The organism is Pseudomonas wuhanensis, from assembly GCF_030687395.1.
In the GTDB taxonomy this organism is placed as follows: Bacteria; Pseudomonadota; Gammaproteobacteria; order Pseudomonadales; family Pseudomonadaceae; genus Aquipseudomonas; species Aquipseudomonas wuhanensis.
On the sequence record NZ_CP117430.1, the window covers coordinates 769,388 to 783,415 of the forward strand.

At 60.3% G+C, this 14,028-nt stretch carries 14 protein-coding genes; 6 read left to right on the plus strand and 8 right to left on the minus strand.

All coding sequences use genetic code 11. The features are described 5' to 3' along the window. Positions 1–13: 13 nt before the first annotated feature. From thiL to PSH88_RS03635, 6 genes are all read left to right on the plus strand, one after another. Positions 14–979: a thiamine-phosphate kinase gene (thiL, locus tag PSH88_RS03610; protein WP_305424951.1), complete on the plus strand. Its 966-nt coding sequence runs from the start codon at positions 14–16 to the stop codon at positions 977–979. Then, the gene (locus PSH88_RS03615) at positions 976–1,479 is read left to right on the plus strand and encodes a phosphatidylglycerophosphatase A family protein (RefSeq protein WP_305424952.1); all 504 of its coding nucleotides are present in this window, start codon (positions 976–978) and stop codon (positions 1,477–1,479) included. The genes thiL and PSH88_RS03615 overlap by 4 nt, the downstream gene beginning before the upstream one ends. Positions 1,480–1,502: 23 nt before the next feature. Beyond that, complete coding sequence (locus PSH88_RS03620; protein ID WP_305424953.1) at positions 1,503–2,240, plus strand: substrate-binding periplasmic protein; 738 nt, start codon at positions 1,503–1,505, stop codon at positions 2,238–2,240. A gap of 235 nt (positions 2,241–2,475) precedes the next feature. Further along, entirely contained in the window at positions 2,476–3,093 is a 618-nt protein-coding gene (gene ribA, locus PSH88_RS03625) for a GTP cyclohydrolase II (RefSeq protein ID WP_007906827.1), read from the plus strand. Then, positions 3,090–3,509 carry an MFS transporter gene (locus tag PSH88_RS03630; RefSeq protein WP_305424954.1) on the plus strand — a complete coding sequence of 140 codons (420 nt, stop codon included), beginning with the start codon at positions 3,090–3,092 and terminating at the stop codon, positions 3,507–3,509. The genes ribA and PSH88_RS03630 overlap by 4 nt, the downstream gene beginning before the upstream one ends. After that, the gene (locus PSH88_RS03635) at positions 3,509–4,309 is read left to right on the plus strand and encodes a cobalamin-binding protein (RefSeq protein ID WP_305424955.1); all 801 of its coding nucleotides are present in this window, start codon (positions 3,509–3,511) and stop codon (positions 4,307–4,309) included. The genes PSH88_RS03630 and PSH88_RS03635 overlap by 1 nt, the downstream gene beginning before the upstream one ends. Positions 4,310–4,417: 108 nt before the next feature. Here the strand turns inward: PSH88_RS03635 and PSH88_RS03640 are convergent, their stop codons facing one another. From PSH88_RS03640 to PSH88_RS03675, 8 genes are all read right to left on the minus strand, one after another. Continuing rightward, a complete protein-coding gene (locus PSH88_RS03640) occupies positions 4,418–6,301 on the minus strand; it encodes a TonB-dependent receptor domain-containing protein (protein WP_305483469.1) in 1,884 nt (627 codons plus the stop codon). A 169-nt stretch (positions 6,302–6,470) separates the two neighbouring features. After that, positions 6,471–8,369: a 1-deoxy-D-xylulose-5-phosphate synthase gene (gene dxs, locus PSH88_RS03645; RefSeq protein ID WP_305424957.1), complete on the minus strand. Its 1,899-nt coding sequence runs from the start codon at positions 8,367–8,369 to the stop codon at positions 6,471–6,473. 91 nt (positions 8,370–8,460) lie between these two features. After that, positions 8,461–9,348, minus strand: a complete 888-nt coding sequence (gene ispA, locus PSH88_RS03650; RefSeq protein ID WP_305424958.1) for a (2E,6E)-farnesyl diphosphate synthase — start codon at positions 9,346–9,348, stop codon at positions 8,461–8,463. After that, positions 9,345–9,587, minus strand: a complete 243-nt coding sequence (locus PSH88_RS03655) for an exodeoxyribonuclease VII small subunit (protein ID WP_007894317.1) — start codon at positions 9,585–9,587, stop codon at positions 9,345–9,347. The genes ispA and PSH88_RS03655 overlap by 4 nt, the downstream gene beginning before the upstream one ends. 262 nt (positions 9,588–9,849) lie before the next feature. After that, positions 9,850–10,995, minus strand: coding sequence for a Fic family protein (locus PSH88_RS03660; RefSeq protein ID WP_305424959.1), 1,146 nt, complete (start codon positions 10,993–10,995; stop codon positions 9,850–9,852). A gap of 592 nt (positions 10,996–11,587) precedes the next feature. Continuing rightward, on the minus strand, positions 11,588–12,334 hold the full coding sequence (locus PSH88_RS03665; protein ID WP_305424960.1) for a S24 family peptidase: 747 nt from the start codon (positions 12,332–12,334) through the stop codon (positions 11,588–11,590). A 238-nt stretch (positions 12,335–12,572) separates the two neighbouring features. Then, a complete protein-coding gene (ppa, locus tag PSH88_RS03670; RefSeq protein WP_008052339.1) occupies positions 12,573–13,100 on the minus strand; it encodes an inorganic diphosphatase in 528 nt (175 codons plus the stop codon). Positions 13,101–13,213: 113 nt separating this feature from the next. Beyond that, entirely contained in the window at positions 13,214–14,026 is an 813-nt protein-coding gene (locus PSH88_RS03675) for a M90 family metallopeptidase (RefSeq protein ID WP_305424961.1), read from the minus strand. Positions 14,027–14,028 lie beyond the last annotated feature (2 nt).

The window sequence follows — 14,028 nt, forward strand, 5'->3', positions numbered from 1 at the left end:
GCTTGTAATCGCTATGGGTGAGTTTGAGCTGATCCGCAATTTCTTCGCCGCCGCGCCTTGTGCGCAGGGCGGCGAAGGCGTTGCCCTCGGGATCGGCGACGACTGTGCCTTGCTGGCTGTTCCCCCCGGGGAGCAGTTGGCGATTTCCACCGACACGCTCGTGGCCGGTGTGCATTTCGCAGACCCCTGCGACCCGTTTCTGCTCGGTCAGCGCTCGCTGGCTGTGGCTGTCAGTGATCTGGCCGCCATGGGCGCCGCTCCCATTGCCTTTACCCTTGCCCTGACCTTGCCGACGGTGACCACCGATTGGCTGGAAGCCTTCGCCCGTGGTTTGAACCTCATGGCGCAAAATTGCGGTGTGGCGCTGGTGGGGGGCGATACTACCCGCGGGCCGCTGAGCCTGACCATGACCGTATTCGGTCGGGTGCCGGCTGGTTTGGCGTTGACCCGCAGCGGCGCACGGCCGGGTGATTTGCTCTGCGTGGGCGGTGAGCTGGGGAACGGCGCGGGTGCATTGCCATTGGTGCTCGGCCAGCGAATGGCTGACCCGGCCATCGCTGATCCGTTGCGTGCCCATTACTGGTCACCGCAACCGCAGCTGGGGCTGGGCATGGCGTTGCGCGGCAGAGCCACTGCGGCGCTGGATATCTCCGACGGCCTGCTCGCCGACTGCGGACACATTGCCCTGGCGTCGAAAGTCGGGGTTCAGGTGGAGCGCAGTAAGCTGCCGTTGTCGAAGGCGCTGCTGGCCTTCCTCGGCCAGTCCGACGCTGAGCAAGCCGCCCTGAGCGGCGGTGACGATTACGTGCTGGCCTTCACCTTGCCGCCCGCCGAGTTGCCATCGTTGCTGGCGGACGGCTGGCCGATCCATGTGCTTGGGCGGGTCGTAGCAGGGCAGGGCGTGACACTGCTGGACGCCGACGGACACGACATCACCCCGCCAGTCCGGGGTTACCAACATTTTCGGGAGACACCGTGACAGATCATCCCAAACAGGTCCCGGCGCAGTTCGTACCGCCGTCGGTCTGGCGCAATCCGTGGCATTTCCTGGCGTTCGGCTTCGGCTCGGGCACCCTGCCAAAAGCGCCGGGCACCTGGGGTTCGTTAGTGGCGTTACCCTTTATTCCGTTGTGGCAGATGCTGCCCGACTGGGGCTACTGGCTGATGCTCGGCATCACCATGCTCTTCGGCTTCTGGCTGTGCGGCAAGGTCGCCGACGATTTGCGCGTACATGACCACGAAGGCATCGTCTGGGACGAAATGGTCGGGATGTGGATCACCCTGTGGCTGGTGCCGGAAGGCTGGTACTGGTTGCTGGCGGGGTTCCTGATGTTCCGCTTCTTCGACATCCTCAAGCCGTGGCCGATTCACTGGATCGACCGGCATGTGCACGGTGGTGTCGGGATCATGCTCGACGACGTGCTGGCGGGCGTATTTGCGTGGTTGGCGATGCAAGCGCTGGTGTGGTTTTTCGTCTGAAGCGTCCAGTGAGAGAACCGGGGATGGCGCGACGCGGGTTGCTGCTGATGGTTTTCGCAGTGTTCTGCTCGTTCGCCCAAGCGGGGGACGCACCGACAATGCCGCCCGTGATTCACCTCGCCAGTGAAGCCTGGGAAGACTTCACCGCCGCCGATGGCCATGGGTTGGGCTGGGACGTGTTGCGCGAAGTGTTCGAGCCGGCGGGCGTCAAACTGGATATTCGAACCGAACCGTATACACGCGCCACGGGCCTTGCACAGCGTGGCGAAGTGGACGCTTGTGTCGGTGCCTATCGGGATGAAGTCAGCGGTGTGCTCTATCCGCGCTGGAGTTTCGATACCGATCCGATCTATGCGCTGGGTCTGGCCAGCAATCCGGTGCCGACCCTGCAAACCCTGGGCAACTATCGATTGGCCTGGGTGCGCGGCTACAAGTACCAGGCTTATCTGCCCAATGTGCAGCGCTATAACGAAGTCGTGCGGCGGACGGGAATTCTGTCGATGCTGACCCACAATCGCGTCGACTACTACATCGATGCGCTGACCGAAGTCGATTACATCGTTAATCGAGCCAAGGACCCGTCGCAGTTTCGCCGCACGCACATCGCGGACCTGCCACTGTACCTGTGCTTCGCCGATACACCAGGAGCTCGCAAGTTGATGGCGCTGTTCGATCAGCGCATGGAAGTGCTGGTCAAAAATGGCCAGCTGAAACCGATTTTCGCAAAGTGGAAACAGCCGTACCCGTTTGGCACAGACTGAATACGGTCAATGTGGGAGCGGGCTTGCTCGCGAAAGCGATATATCAGGCTACTCATATGTTGAATGTGAGTCCGCTTTCGCGAGCAAGCCCGCTCCCACAAGGGTCGTTGGCTTGGCCTCTTGATCAAACATTTTGATCGTTATGCCCCATAATTCAGCCTAAGCGTCTGCAGGAACGTGCTGTTACAATGCCGCCTCTGCGAATCTTCAGTACTTATAGATCAGGAGCACACCGGTGCCTGTCGTTTTTGTCGCCGCTTCCAAGCTGCCAACGCCTTTTGCGCAATTCACCATGCATGGCTTTCTCGATGAAGAGAACGGGCGCGAGCACGTAGTATTGAGCCTGGGTGAGTTCGCCGACGGTGCTCCGGTACTCGGCCGGTTGCACTCCGAATGCCTGACCGGCGATGCCTTGTTCAGCCAGCGTTGCGACTGCGGTTCGCAACTCGAGGCAGCCCTGCAGGCAATCGCCCGTGAAGGCCGTGGCGTGTTGCTCTACTTGCGTCAGGAAGGTCGCGGCATTGGCTTGTTGAACAAGATCCGCGCCTATGAATTGCAGGACGGCGGTGCCGACACCGTTGAAGCAAACGAACGTCTGGGTTTCGCCGCCGACCAGCGCGACTACGCCATGTGCCTGCCGATGCTGGAGCACCTGGGCGTGAAGTCCCTGCGTCTGATGACCAACAACCCACGCAAGGTCAAAGCCTTGACCGACATGGGCATCGTGGTGGCCGAGCGCGTGCCGTTGCACACTGGTCACAACCCGCACAACAAGCTCTATCTGGCGACCAAGGCCAGCAAGCTCGACCATATGATGGGCAATGAACATCAGGGCGAGGTTGACCGGGCGTGACTCGCGGTCAGGTGCGGCGGCGACTGTCCGTCAACTGGTGGCAATACCTGGTGCTGGCCTTGGTGCCGCTGTTCGTGATCAACGGCGTATTCGGCCAAAGCGAGGCGATTCTGCCGGTGCTGGCGATGCCATTGTTCATCGCCGGTGTGGCCTCGATGTTTGTCAGCCTGAAATTCTTTGGCGGCTACAAGCACGCGCTGATCGCCACCCAGAAAGCTCTCGACACCCCTGAAGAACCCGACGCCTGGATCGCCCTGGCCGCGAAACGCCGTGCCGCGTTTCTGGTCGCCGGCCTGCCCGCCTGGATCGGTGCGCTGGCGGTATTCGTCGGTCTTGAAGCCGTACCGCTGGTGCTGCTGGCACTGTCGACTACGGTGCTGTTCTACCTCTACCGTATCCCGCGACAACTCGGCTGATGCGCAGCATCTGGCTGGCGGTGTTGCTATTGGCCGTCAGCGGCTCGGCCACTGCGGTTGAGCGGGTTGTCAGTCTGGCACCGTCGCTTTCTGAAATCGTCGTTGAGCTGAGCTCGGCTGACCTTCTGGTCGGTGTGCTGGATGCTGGCGAACGTCCCGCTGAACTCAAAGACATTCCTTCCGTTGGCAGCTACGGCCAGTTGGACATGGAGCGACTGCTCAGCCTCAAGCCCGATCTATTGCTGCTGTGGCCGGGCAGTGTGGGGCCGGCGCAGCGTGAGCAGCTCAAACGGCTGAACATTCCCACCTATGTCGCCGAACCTCACAACCTCGAACAACTTGCCGCCCAGATTGAAGTGATCGCTGCGCAACTCGGCAGAGCGGAACGTGGCGTTTCATTGGCCGAAAATCTGCGTCAGCAACTCGATTCCCTGCGCCAGCGCTATCGAAGGGACGAGCCGTTACGGGTGTTTTATCAAGTCTGGGATCGGCCGCTGTACACCGTGGGCGGTGGGCAGATCATCAGCGATGCGCTACAGGTTTGCGGGGCGCGCAATGTGTTTGCCGACCTGACGCAGCCTGCACCGCAGGTCAGTGTGGAGGCGGTGTTGCAGCGCAATCCCGAGGTGATCCTGGCCAGTGATCAGGCGCAGCTCGATGCGTGGAAAGCCTGGCCACAGGTGACGGCGGTGGTGCAGGGGCAATTGCTGCTGGTGACCGATAAAGGCCTGGAGCGGCCGAGTGGGCAGATGATCGAGGCGACTGCCAAGTTGTGCCAGTTGATCGCGCCTGACCACTAAGACCGAGGCGCATTCATCGCGGGCAAGCCCGCTCCCACAGGTTCAGTGTGATCCCTGTGGGAGCGGGCTTGCCCGCGATGAGGCCGGCTCAAACGCCACAATCTCTGGTCAAAACTCTGGCGTCCAAGTCACCCCGAACATCCACGCCCGGCCTTCCTCGCGATACCCATACTGACTGCCGTCATGGCTGTACAACGCCCGGCTGTAGCCCTTGTCCAGCAGGTTATCGACCTTCAATTCCAGCTTGATCTCGCGATTTAGCGCCCAGCTGCTACGCAATCCCAACAACGCATACCCGCCCAGCGGCTGCTGGTTGTTCTCGTCGTCAAAACTGCTGCTCACCGCTTGCCAACTGGCACCGAGACCCAGTCGATCGAATTGTCGATCCAGGTCCAGGCTCAAGGTCCGCCGTGCGCGGCGGGCGAGGGTGTGGCCGCTGTCGCGATCCCGTGGGTCGATGATCGCCACGCCAAGGTTGCTCTGCCAGCCGAACAGCTCCTGTTTCAAGGTCGCTTCAAAACCGTTGATCCGCGCCGAAGCGACGTTCGCCGGGCGGTTGTTGCTGCCGAAAATAATCGCGTCTTCCAGATCGGTGCGATACAGCGAAACTTCCAGGCGACTGCTCTGCGTCAGCTGACTGCGCCATTGCAGCTCATAACTTTTCGAGGTCTCGGGTTTCAGGTCCGGGTTGCTGAAGTCCGGGTAGTACAGGTCGTTGAAGGTCGGCGCGCGGAAGCCTTCGCTGTAGGTCAACAGCACATCATTGTCCGGGTTCAGCGGCAGCGTGAACGTGCCGCTCCAGCTGTTCTGGCTGCCGAACTGCTGGTTCTGGTCGCGACGCAGGCCCAGTTCGGTAGAGAAACTGTCGGCCTGATAGCGATGCTGGATAAACGCTGCACGGTTCCAGCGGCTGTCCTCGTCGAACGCCGTGCTGCCGTTGATTCGGTCTTCGTACCAGTCACCGCCGACGATGAGGCTGTTGCGCTCATCCAGGGTCAGATCGTTCTGCCAGTTCACCGAATCGCGATAAGTATTGAACACGCTGCGCTCGTCGCTGAGCTTGTCGAGCGTCTTCTCGCGGTTTTCGCTGTGGCCGAATTCGACGCGGGTTTTCCAAGCGTCGTTGATGCGCGCATCGACGTAACTGCTGACGCTGCTCACAGAGAACTCGCTGTAGGGTTGCTGCTGGACCGATTCGAAGGTGGTCATGTCGAAACGGCCGAATGGGTTATCGAATGCGCTTTTACCCTGGTTATCCAGCAAGTTGGCGCCGATTTCGATGTCGTCGGTGAGGGTGTGACTCAGGCTTAAGCTGACCGATTTATTGCGGTATTCGTCGTGATCGCCATCGCTGGGATAGGACTCATGGGTGCGATTGATGCCTGCCGTTTCATCATGGCTGGCACCGAGATTGAAACGTGTCTGCGGGTTGCCGCCGGACAATCCGAGGCTGCGCTCCCAAGTCTGGTTGCTGCCCACTCCCATGTGCAGGCGTGGTTGCAGACCCTGTTCGCCGCCACGGCGGGTGAAGATCTGGATCACCCCGCCAATAGCATCGCTGCCGTAAATCACTGAGCGCGAACCACGCAGCACTTCTACGCGCTCGACCTGTTCGATGTTGATGTGTTGCAGGTTGCTATCGCCGGAGGTCGAGTTGCCGATGCGCTGGCCGTCGACCAGCACCAGACTTTGCGCCGACTTGGTACCACGAATGTAGACCCCCGGCAGACTACCGCGCCCCCCGGTTTGCCCGATCTGTACACCCGGCACGCGGCGCAGCAGGTCGGTGACACTGCTCGGTTGCAGGCGGTCGATGTCTTCGCGGGTGAACACGGTGTTGGCGGCGCTGCTGTCATTGCGTGCTTCGACCTGACGGTTAGCGCTGATCAGCACGTCTGGCAGTTTCAGGGCTTGGTCGCGTTCGAAGGTGTCGGCCAGAAGTTGGCTGGCCGGCAGAAGCGTCAGCGTCAGGGCGAGGCGGGGGAGTTTCATGGGCAGTCCGTTGGCGCTTTAAAGTGAACACATTCTTGAAGGTTGCACAAAACCAATGTGGGAGCGGGCTTGCCCGCGATGACGGAGTGTCAGTCAATGAACAAGTCGACTGTCATTCCGCTATCGCGGGCAAGCCCGCTCCCACAGGGTTTTGCATGTAGCCAGAGGATTAGATATTCAGCAGTTGCAGCCGCTGACGCACCGCCTCTTCGATCCCGGCCTCGTCCAGCCCGCATTCGGCGAGCATTTGCGCAGGCTTGGCGTGCTCCACATAGGCGTCCGGCAAGCCCAGGTGCAGCACCGACCTGAGGATGTTTTCTCGGGCAAGGAACTCGCTGACCGCGCCACCGGCACCGCCCATGATGGCGTTCTCTTCGATGGTCGCCAGCAGTTCATGGCTGCCGGCGATTTCGCGAACCAGTGCTTCGTCGAGCGGTTTGACGAAGCGCATATCGACCACGGTCGCATCCAGCTTCTCGGCGACTTTCAGCGCCTCGGCCAGTTGCACGCCGAACACCAGCAGGGCGACTTTGCTGCCCTGACGGCGGACGACACCCTTGCCGATTTCAATCGGCTCGAGGTCTTTCGCGATCGGCGCATTCGGGCCGGTGCCGCGCGGATAACGCACCGCCGCCGGGCCGTCGTACAGGTGGCCGGTGCTGAGCATTTTTCGCAGTTCGTTTTCGTCGCTCGGGGTCATCACCAGCATGCCGGGGATGCAACGCAGGAACGACAGGTCAAAGCTACCCGCGTGCGTCGGGCCGTCTTCGCCCACCAGGCCAGCGCGGTCGATGGCGAACAGCACGTCGAGGTTTTGCACCGCCACATCATGCACAAGCTGGTCGTAAGCGCGCTGCAGGAAGGTCGAATAGATCGCCACCACCGGTTTCGCGCCTTCGCAGGCCATGCCGGCCGCCAGGGTCACGGCGTGTTGCTCGGCAATCGCCACGTCGAAATAGCGCTCCGGGAAGCGCTCGCTGAAGGCCACCAGGTCGGAGCCTTCCTTCATCGCCGGGGTGATCCCGACCAGACGCGGATCGGCAGCGGCCATGTCGCACAGCCATTCACCGAACACACCGGAATACTTCGGCCCGCCGGCTTTCTTCGGCGGGTTGGCCGGGGCGTCCAGGGGTTCGAGTTTGGTGATGGCGTGGTAACCGATCGGGTCGACTTCCGCCGGAGCGAAGCCTTTGCCCTTCTTGGTGACCACGTGCAGGAATTGCGGGCCTTTCAGATCGCGCATGTTGCGCAGAGTGGCGATCAGGGTCGGCAGGTCGTGGCCATCGATCGGGCCGATGTAGTTCCAGCCCAGCTCTTCGAACAGGGTGCCGGGAACCAGCATGCCTTTGGCGTATTCTTCGGTACGACGGGCGATTTCCCAGGCGCCGGGCAGGCGCGACAGGACCTTTTTGCTGCCTTCGCGCATGCTCGCGTAAGTGCGGCTGGAAAGGATTTTCGCCAGATAGTTCGACAGCCCGCCGACGTTGCGCGAGATCGACATGTCGTTGTCGTTGAGGATCACCAGCATGTTGGCATCCACTTCCGGCGCATGGTTCAGCGCTTCGAAGGCCATGCCGGCAGTCAGTGCGCCGTCGCCGATCACCGCGATCGCCTTGCGATCACTGTGTTGCAGGCGGGCGGCAATCGCCATGCCCAGCGCTGCGCTGATCGACGTGCTGGAGTGGCCGACGCCAAAGGTGTCGTACTCGCTCTCGGAACGACGCGGGAAGGCCGCCACACCGTCCTTCTGGCGCAGGGTGCTCATGCGCTCGCGACGGCCGGTGAGAATTTTGTGCGGGTAGGCCTGATGACCCACGTCCCACACCAGCCGGTCGTCCGGGGTGTCGAAGACGTAATGCAGCGCGATGGTCAGCTCGATCACGCCCAAGCCGGCACCGAAATGCCCACCGGTCTGACCGACCGTGTAGAGCAATTCCAGGCGCAACTCATCAGCCAGGGTTTCCAGCTCGGCTTCGCCTAACCGGCGCAGGCCGTCCGGCGTGTTGGCACGGTCGAGCAGGGGCGTGGTCGGGCGCTTGCGGGGAATCTCATGAAACGTCGTGGGCATCAGGCGAATCGTTATAGGTATAAAAGATGCGGCAGTTTACCTGATGCATCGCCCCCTGCCCACGCGTTGGTTTTTTTTGGCGGATACGCCGTCAGCTGCGGCGATCGACGATGTACCGGGCCAGATCGCGCAATGGCTCAGCCGCCGCGTCAAACGGTCGCAGCGCGTGCAGGGCCTGGTCGCGCAGTTCCAGGGCGTAGGCCTTGGCCGCGTCGAGACCGAGCAGGGCCGGGTAGGTCGGCTTGTCCCGAGCGATATCGGCGCCCTGGCGTTTGCCGAGGGTTTCGGTGTCACTTTCGACGTCGAGAATGTCGTCCTGGACCTGAAATGCGAGGCCAATGGCCTGTGCATAACTCTGCAGGGACTTCAGTTCGTCCTTCGCGGCATGACCGCTGGCCAGTGCACCGAGCTTGACGCTGACTTCGATCAGCGCGCCGGTCTTGTGCCGGTGCATGTATTCAAGGGCTTTTTGATCGAGCTTCAGGCCCACCGAACCGAGATCGATGGCTTGCCCGCCGACCATGCCCGCCGGACCTGCCGCCAACGCCAGGGCGCTGACCATCTGCAGACGGGTTTCGGCGTCGCAACTGCTCAGGCGTGGGTCGAGCAGGGCGCTGAAGGCCAGGCTCTGCAAGCCGTCACCGGCGAGGATTGCACAGGCTTCATCGAATTTTTTATGCGTAGTCGGCTGGCCGCGACGCAAATCGTCGTCGTCCATGGCCGGTAAATCATCGTGCACCAGCGAATAGGCATGGATCAGCTCTACCGCACAGGCCGCGCCATTGGCTTGCTCGGCCTTGCCGCCCAGTGCCTCGCACGCGGCGTAAGCCAGCAGCGGGCGCACCCGCTTGCCGCCGTTCATCACGCTGTAGCGCATGGCTTCGTAAAGGCGGGCGAGTTCAGGACTCGGTGCGTTGAACAGGGTTTCCAGTGCCGCATTGACGCGGGCCTGGCTGGTCGCCGAATACGCCGCAATCATTCTGGCTGATCCGCGTCGAAGGGTTCCTCGGCCAGCTCACCATCACGCTCGAGCAGCACTTGAACCTTCTGCTCGGCCTGAGCCAGCGCCGCCTGGCAATCGCGGGTCAGACCGATGCCCTGCTCGAAAGCGGTCAGAGAGTCTTCCAGCGACAATTCGCCGTTCTCCAGACGCTCCACCAGCGTTTGCAGGTCAGCGAGGGATTGTTCGAAATCCAGTGCAGCTTTTTTGCGGGCCATGGCGGCTATTTCCGGTTGACGTTAAACCGGCGCGACACTAGCAGACATAGGGGTTATGGGCAAATGAGCGGGGTCGTTGGAGCAGCAGTTCCAGGCTGCCAACACAACCTTGTGGCGAGGGAGCTTGCTCCCGCTGGGGCGCGAAGCGACCCCCAAACCATACGTCCGTGTTTCTTCAGGTATACCGCATTCAGCGATTTGCGACCGCTTCGCAGTCGAGCGGGAGCAAGCTCCCTCGCCACAGTAGTGGTGTTGATCACGATTATCCCAGTGAGTTATCCGGATAGCTGATTTGATATCGAGTACTGCGCCCGCCGCCGGGCAGGCGTTTCAGGCAGCCCTTCTCCAGCAGTTCGGCCAGATGACGGGTCGCGGTGGCTTTGGAAACCTTTGCCACTGCCTGGTATTGAGCGGCGCTGATGCCATTATCGAAACCTCGTTCCCCGCCATCGAGCAAGCGATTCAGTACTTTGGTCTGCTCGGCCGACAGTTCAGATTCCCGATGCGCCTGCCAGAAACGCGCCTTGCCCAGTACCGACTCGATCCGCGTCATGGCTTGCTGCAAGCTGCGCAACAAGGTTTGCAGGAACCACTCCAGCCACTCGGTGATATCCAGCGTGGCTTTCTGGCTGGTTTCCAGCACTCGGTAATAGCCTGAACGATCATCCAGAATGCTTGCCGACATGGCATAGAAACGGATGGCCTGAGCCTCACCCTGAGCCAGGGCCAGATCAGTGATCGTTCGCGTCAGGCGGCCGTTGCCATCGTCGAAAGGATGCAACGTCACGAACCAGAAGTGCGCGACGCCGGCCCGCAGCAAAGGGTCGAGGCCAACCTGATTTCGGCTGGCTTCAAACCAGCTCAGGAAGGTTTCGAGTTGTCGTTCAAGACCAAGGCGAGGCGGTGCTTCGAAGTGAACGGTCGGCCTGTCGAGTCGCCCCGAAACCACTTGCATGGGCTCATCGCCGCGCAGGGCACCGACACGGATCGATCGGGCTGCGAGGTCCGTGTCTTGCTCAAGAAACAGCCATTTATGCCAATCCAGCAATCGCACCAATGTCAGTGGCTCAGCGAAATGCCGGGTCGCGTCGAGCATCAATTGCGCAAGGCCCTCACTGCGCTGACTCACCTTATCGCCATTGACCAGATCCAAGCCCAACCGTCGCGCCAAAGAAGAGCGTACGGAACCAACATTCAGTTGTTCACCCTCGATAGCGGACGAGGTCACGATGTTCTGCAACAACGCATCCAGTTCGTTTTGCGCGCTCAACGAATTGCCGACCGAACTGGCCATCCCCATCAACCGACCCTGTGCCTGAACGCAGTCGCGCAAAAGTAGCGTCAAGCGCTCGGCTTGCCATTGGAAATTCGGCCAATCAGGCTGCTGCCAGATCCAGTGAGGTGACATGGAGTCGGTGCTCTTGGAATGAGTGAGCCGATTAAAAATGCTATTCGGCTCATATAGTGAGCCGAATATGACGCCTATTCGGCTCACCGTCCAGTTGTCGGACAGCATGTTGCTCACATGCGGCTGCGATCGAATCGCGCAACAAGTGGGTTTGGCTGCAGGTGAATTGGTCCAAGCATGTTCAGGCTTTATTTTAGGCATTAAAAAGCCGGCTTGTGGCCGGCTTCTCGGGGACTGGCTTGGCTTATTTTTGGTAAACCGCGCCAGCCTTCAAAACGTACACCCGGATCTTGCGTCCGGCTGTGGGACTTGGCGAGAAAGTCATCTGCCTTGTCGGTGCGATCTGAGCCTGAAAGAAGGGTCGATGCGCAAATGTGGGGCGCAGCATACTGATTTTTTTGAGGAATTCCCAGCTTGGCATGCGGGACAGAGCGATTACGCTGAGGTGTAGCAGCTGCCGAAGGCTGCGTTCGGCTGCGAAGCAGTCGTAAACCCGGTAACCATACTGTCCGCCACAGTGGATGGTTTGCGACTGCGGCGCAGTCGAGCGGGGGCAAGTCCCCTCGCCACAAGGGATTACAGGGTTGCGTGCTTATAGGAAGGGCACGGAAGGTCTGCGTTTATTGAGCGTCGACCACCAGAATACCCACCCCAATACCCTTATGTTTTGCTTGTCGATCTGCTCGGCACTGAAGATCTCGTCTGGATACTCGGCTTTGTTGTAGCTGCGCAACCGCAACGCATTCCCCGGCATCCGATGCAGGTATTTGATTCGCAACATCCCGTCATGCTCGATCGCATAAATCTCCCCGTCAATGACCTGAGTCAGCCCGCGATCGATGGCAAGCGTCGAACCGTCCTCAATCTTTTCGCCCATGCTGTTGCCGATCATGTGGGTACAAATAGCGTCGGCGTGGCTGATTTCCAGGGAGTCCAGGTGGCTGCGGGGCAGGCGGATGGATTGGCTGGGGTCTTTGACGACGTGTGTTTTGTTGGAGCCCGGGGCGGTGGTTGTTTCTTTGTAGAAGGGCAGCTCGACGTCGATAGGCTCGATCACCGTGTAGATGCCGCGGATGGCCTGGGCATCGAAGGTGTTGCCTGATTCGTCGAGCACGCGCAGGCGTGAGGATTCTTTCGGGCCTTCGCCGGTTTTCAGCCAGTCGCTGTTTACAGACAGTAGTCTGGCGACCTCTTCCATGCGGTAGGCGGGCACACCTCGGGTGTACCAGTTGTGGATATTTTGCGCTTCCGTGTCGAAGAAAGCGGCAAATCCTGTGGTTGTGATTTTCGCTGCTTCGAGGAGTGCTTTGAACCGTGGGCCGCTAGTGTTCTTTTTCATAAACACGAGTTTACTGGCGCAGGACGGGGGTTTGAATAAACGATCCGTTCAAATTTCGAGGGAAATTTAAGACTGGATGTAAGACGCTTTTAGTGGAATTTAAACAGGAAAAAACCAAAGCCAAGAAGCGCTATACGTACCGTTAAAAAGGTGAGTGTCTGAGCAGAGCGCCCACAAAAAACCCCGGATCAACCGGGGTTTTTCTTGGCGCTTGCAGCTAGAAGCTTACCGCGGCTTCTCAGCCTTTATAGGCAGCAACCGACTTGGTGATCGCGTCGCGGGCGGCATCTGCGCCGGCCCAGCCTTCGATCTTCACCCATTTGCCTTTTTCGAGATCTTTGTAGTTCGCGAAGAAGTGCTCGATCTGCTGAATCAGCAGCGGTGGCAGGTCGGTGTATTCCTTCACGTCGACGTACAGCTGGGACAGCTTGTCGTGTGGAACCGCGATCACTTTGGCATCGCCGCCGCCGTCGTCGGTCATGTTCAGGATGCCGACTGGACGCGCGCGGATCACCGAACCTGGAGCAACCGGGTAAGGGGTCACGACCAGCACGTCGAGGGGGTCACCGTCGTCGGCCAGGGTGTTCGGGATGTAACCGTAGTTGGCCGGGTAGAACATCGGGGTGGCCATGAAACGGTCAACGAACAGGCAATCGCTGTCTTTGTCGATTTCGTATTTGATCGGCGCGTGGTTGGCCGGGATCTCGATCGCGACGTAGATGTCGTTCGGCAGGTCTTTGCCAGCCGGAATCTTGCTGTAGCTCATTGGGCGGTGCCCCCGTTAGTTGACCAAAAACACTTGGCCGGATTGACCAAAAAGTGGCGGCGATTATAGGCATATTCCGCCTTCGACGCTATGGACCAGAGGTCGCGTAGACGTTAGTCGTGTGCCTGATAGACAGGGTTCTCGGCCAGAAGTTGCCGCAGCCGGGCCAATGGGTCCTGACGATAAAACAGCTTCAACTGCTCATAGACCTGTGGATAGGCCTCGTGCAGCAAATCCGGGGCGCTGAAGAAGTATTCGCTGGTGACTGCGAAGAATTCGGCGGGGTTTTCCGCCGCGTACGGGTCGATGGCGGTTTGCGCGTCAGGGTTGCGGTCCAGTTGCCGGTCAAGGTCGTCATAGGCTTCTTGCATGACCTTGGCCCAGTCGCTGACACGCATATCGGCATGCAGTGGTGGCAGGCCATTGGCGTCGCCGTTGAGCATGTCGAGCTTGTGCGCGAGTTCATGGATGACCAGGTTATAGCCTTCCCAGCCACCGCTGGCCATCACGCCGGGCCAGGCGAGGATGATCGGGCCTTGTGGCCAGGCTTCTCCGCTGTGTTCGCCTTCCCATTCGTGTTCAACGCCGCTGGCATCGCGATGGCGCTGGGGGCTGAGGAAATCGTCGGGGTAGAGGATGATTTCGTGAAAGCCCTGATACCAGTTCAGATCGCCCAGATGCAGCAGCGGCAATTGGGCCTGGGCTGCGAGCAGCAGGCGTTGTTCCTGATGGAGTTCTACGCCGGGCAGGGCGGTCAGGTGTTTGTCTTGCAGGAACAGCACGCAGGCTTCCCGCAGCCACTGGTCTTCGGCTGCGCTGAGGCCATCGAGAAAACTCAAGTGATGGCGCACCCGTTGCCACATGTCGTCGGCAATCGGATGCCTGGCCAGGGTGCGCTGGCGTCGCCAGGCGCTAAGGGACCACATCG

Excerpts from the sequence above, each read along its gene's own strand:
- PSH88_RS03620 (WP_305424953.1), top strand. The coding sequence starts at position 1,503 with ATGGCGCGACGCGGGTTGCTGCTGATGGTTTTCGCAGTGTTCTGCTCG.
- ispA (WP_305424958.1), bottom strand. The coding sequence starts at position 9,348 with ATGATTGCGGCGTATTCGGCGACCAGCCAGGCCCGCGTCAATGCGGCA.
- PSH88_RS03665 (WP_305424960.1), bottom strand. The coding sequence starts at position 12,334 with ATGAAAAAGAACACTAGCGGCCCACGGTTCAAAGCACTCCTCGAAGCA.
- ppa (WP_008052339.1), bottom strand. The coding sequence starts at position 13,100 with ATGAGCTACAGCAAGATTCCGGCTGGCAAAGACCTGCCGAACGACATC.
- dxs (WP_305424957.1), bottom strand. The coding sequence starts at position 8,369 with ATGCCCACGACGTTTCATGAGATTCCCCGCAAGCGCCCGACCACGCCC.
- PSH88_RS03655 (WP_007894317.1), bottom strand. The coding sequence starts at position 9,587 with ATGGCCCGCAAAAAAGCTGCACTGGATTTCGAACAATCCCTCGCTGAC.
- PSH88_RS03675 (WP_305424961.1), bottom strand. The coding sequence starts at position 14,026 with ATGTGGTCCCTTAGCGCCTGGCGACGCCAGCGCACCCTGGCCAGGCAT.
- PSH88_RS03640 (WP_305483469.1), bottom strand. The coding sequence starts at position 6,301 with ATGAAACTCCCCCGCCTCGCCCTGACGCTGACGCTTCTGCCGGCCAGC.
- thiL (WP_305424951.1), top strand. The coding sequence starts at position 14 with ATGGGTGAGTTTGAGCTGATCCGCAATTTCTTCGCCGCCGCGCCTTGT.
- PSH88_RS03635 (WP_305424955.1), top strand. The coding sequence starts at position 3,509 with ATGCGCAGCATCTGGCTGGCGGTGTTGCTATTGGCCGTCAGCGGCTCG.
- PSH88_RS03660 (WP_305424959.1), bottom strand. The coding sequence starts at position 10,995 with ATGTCACCTCACTGGATCTGGCAGCAGCCTGATTGGCCGAATTTCCAA.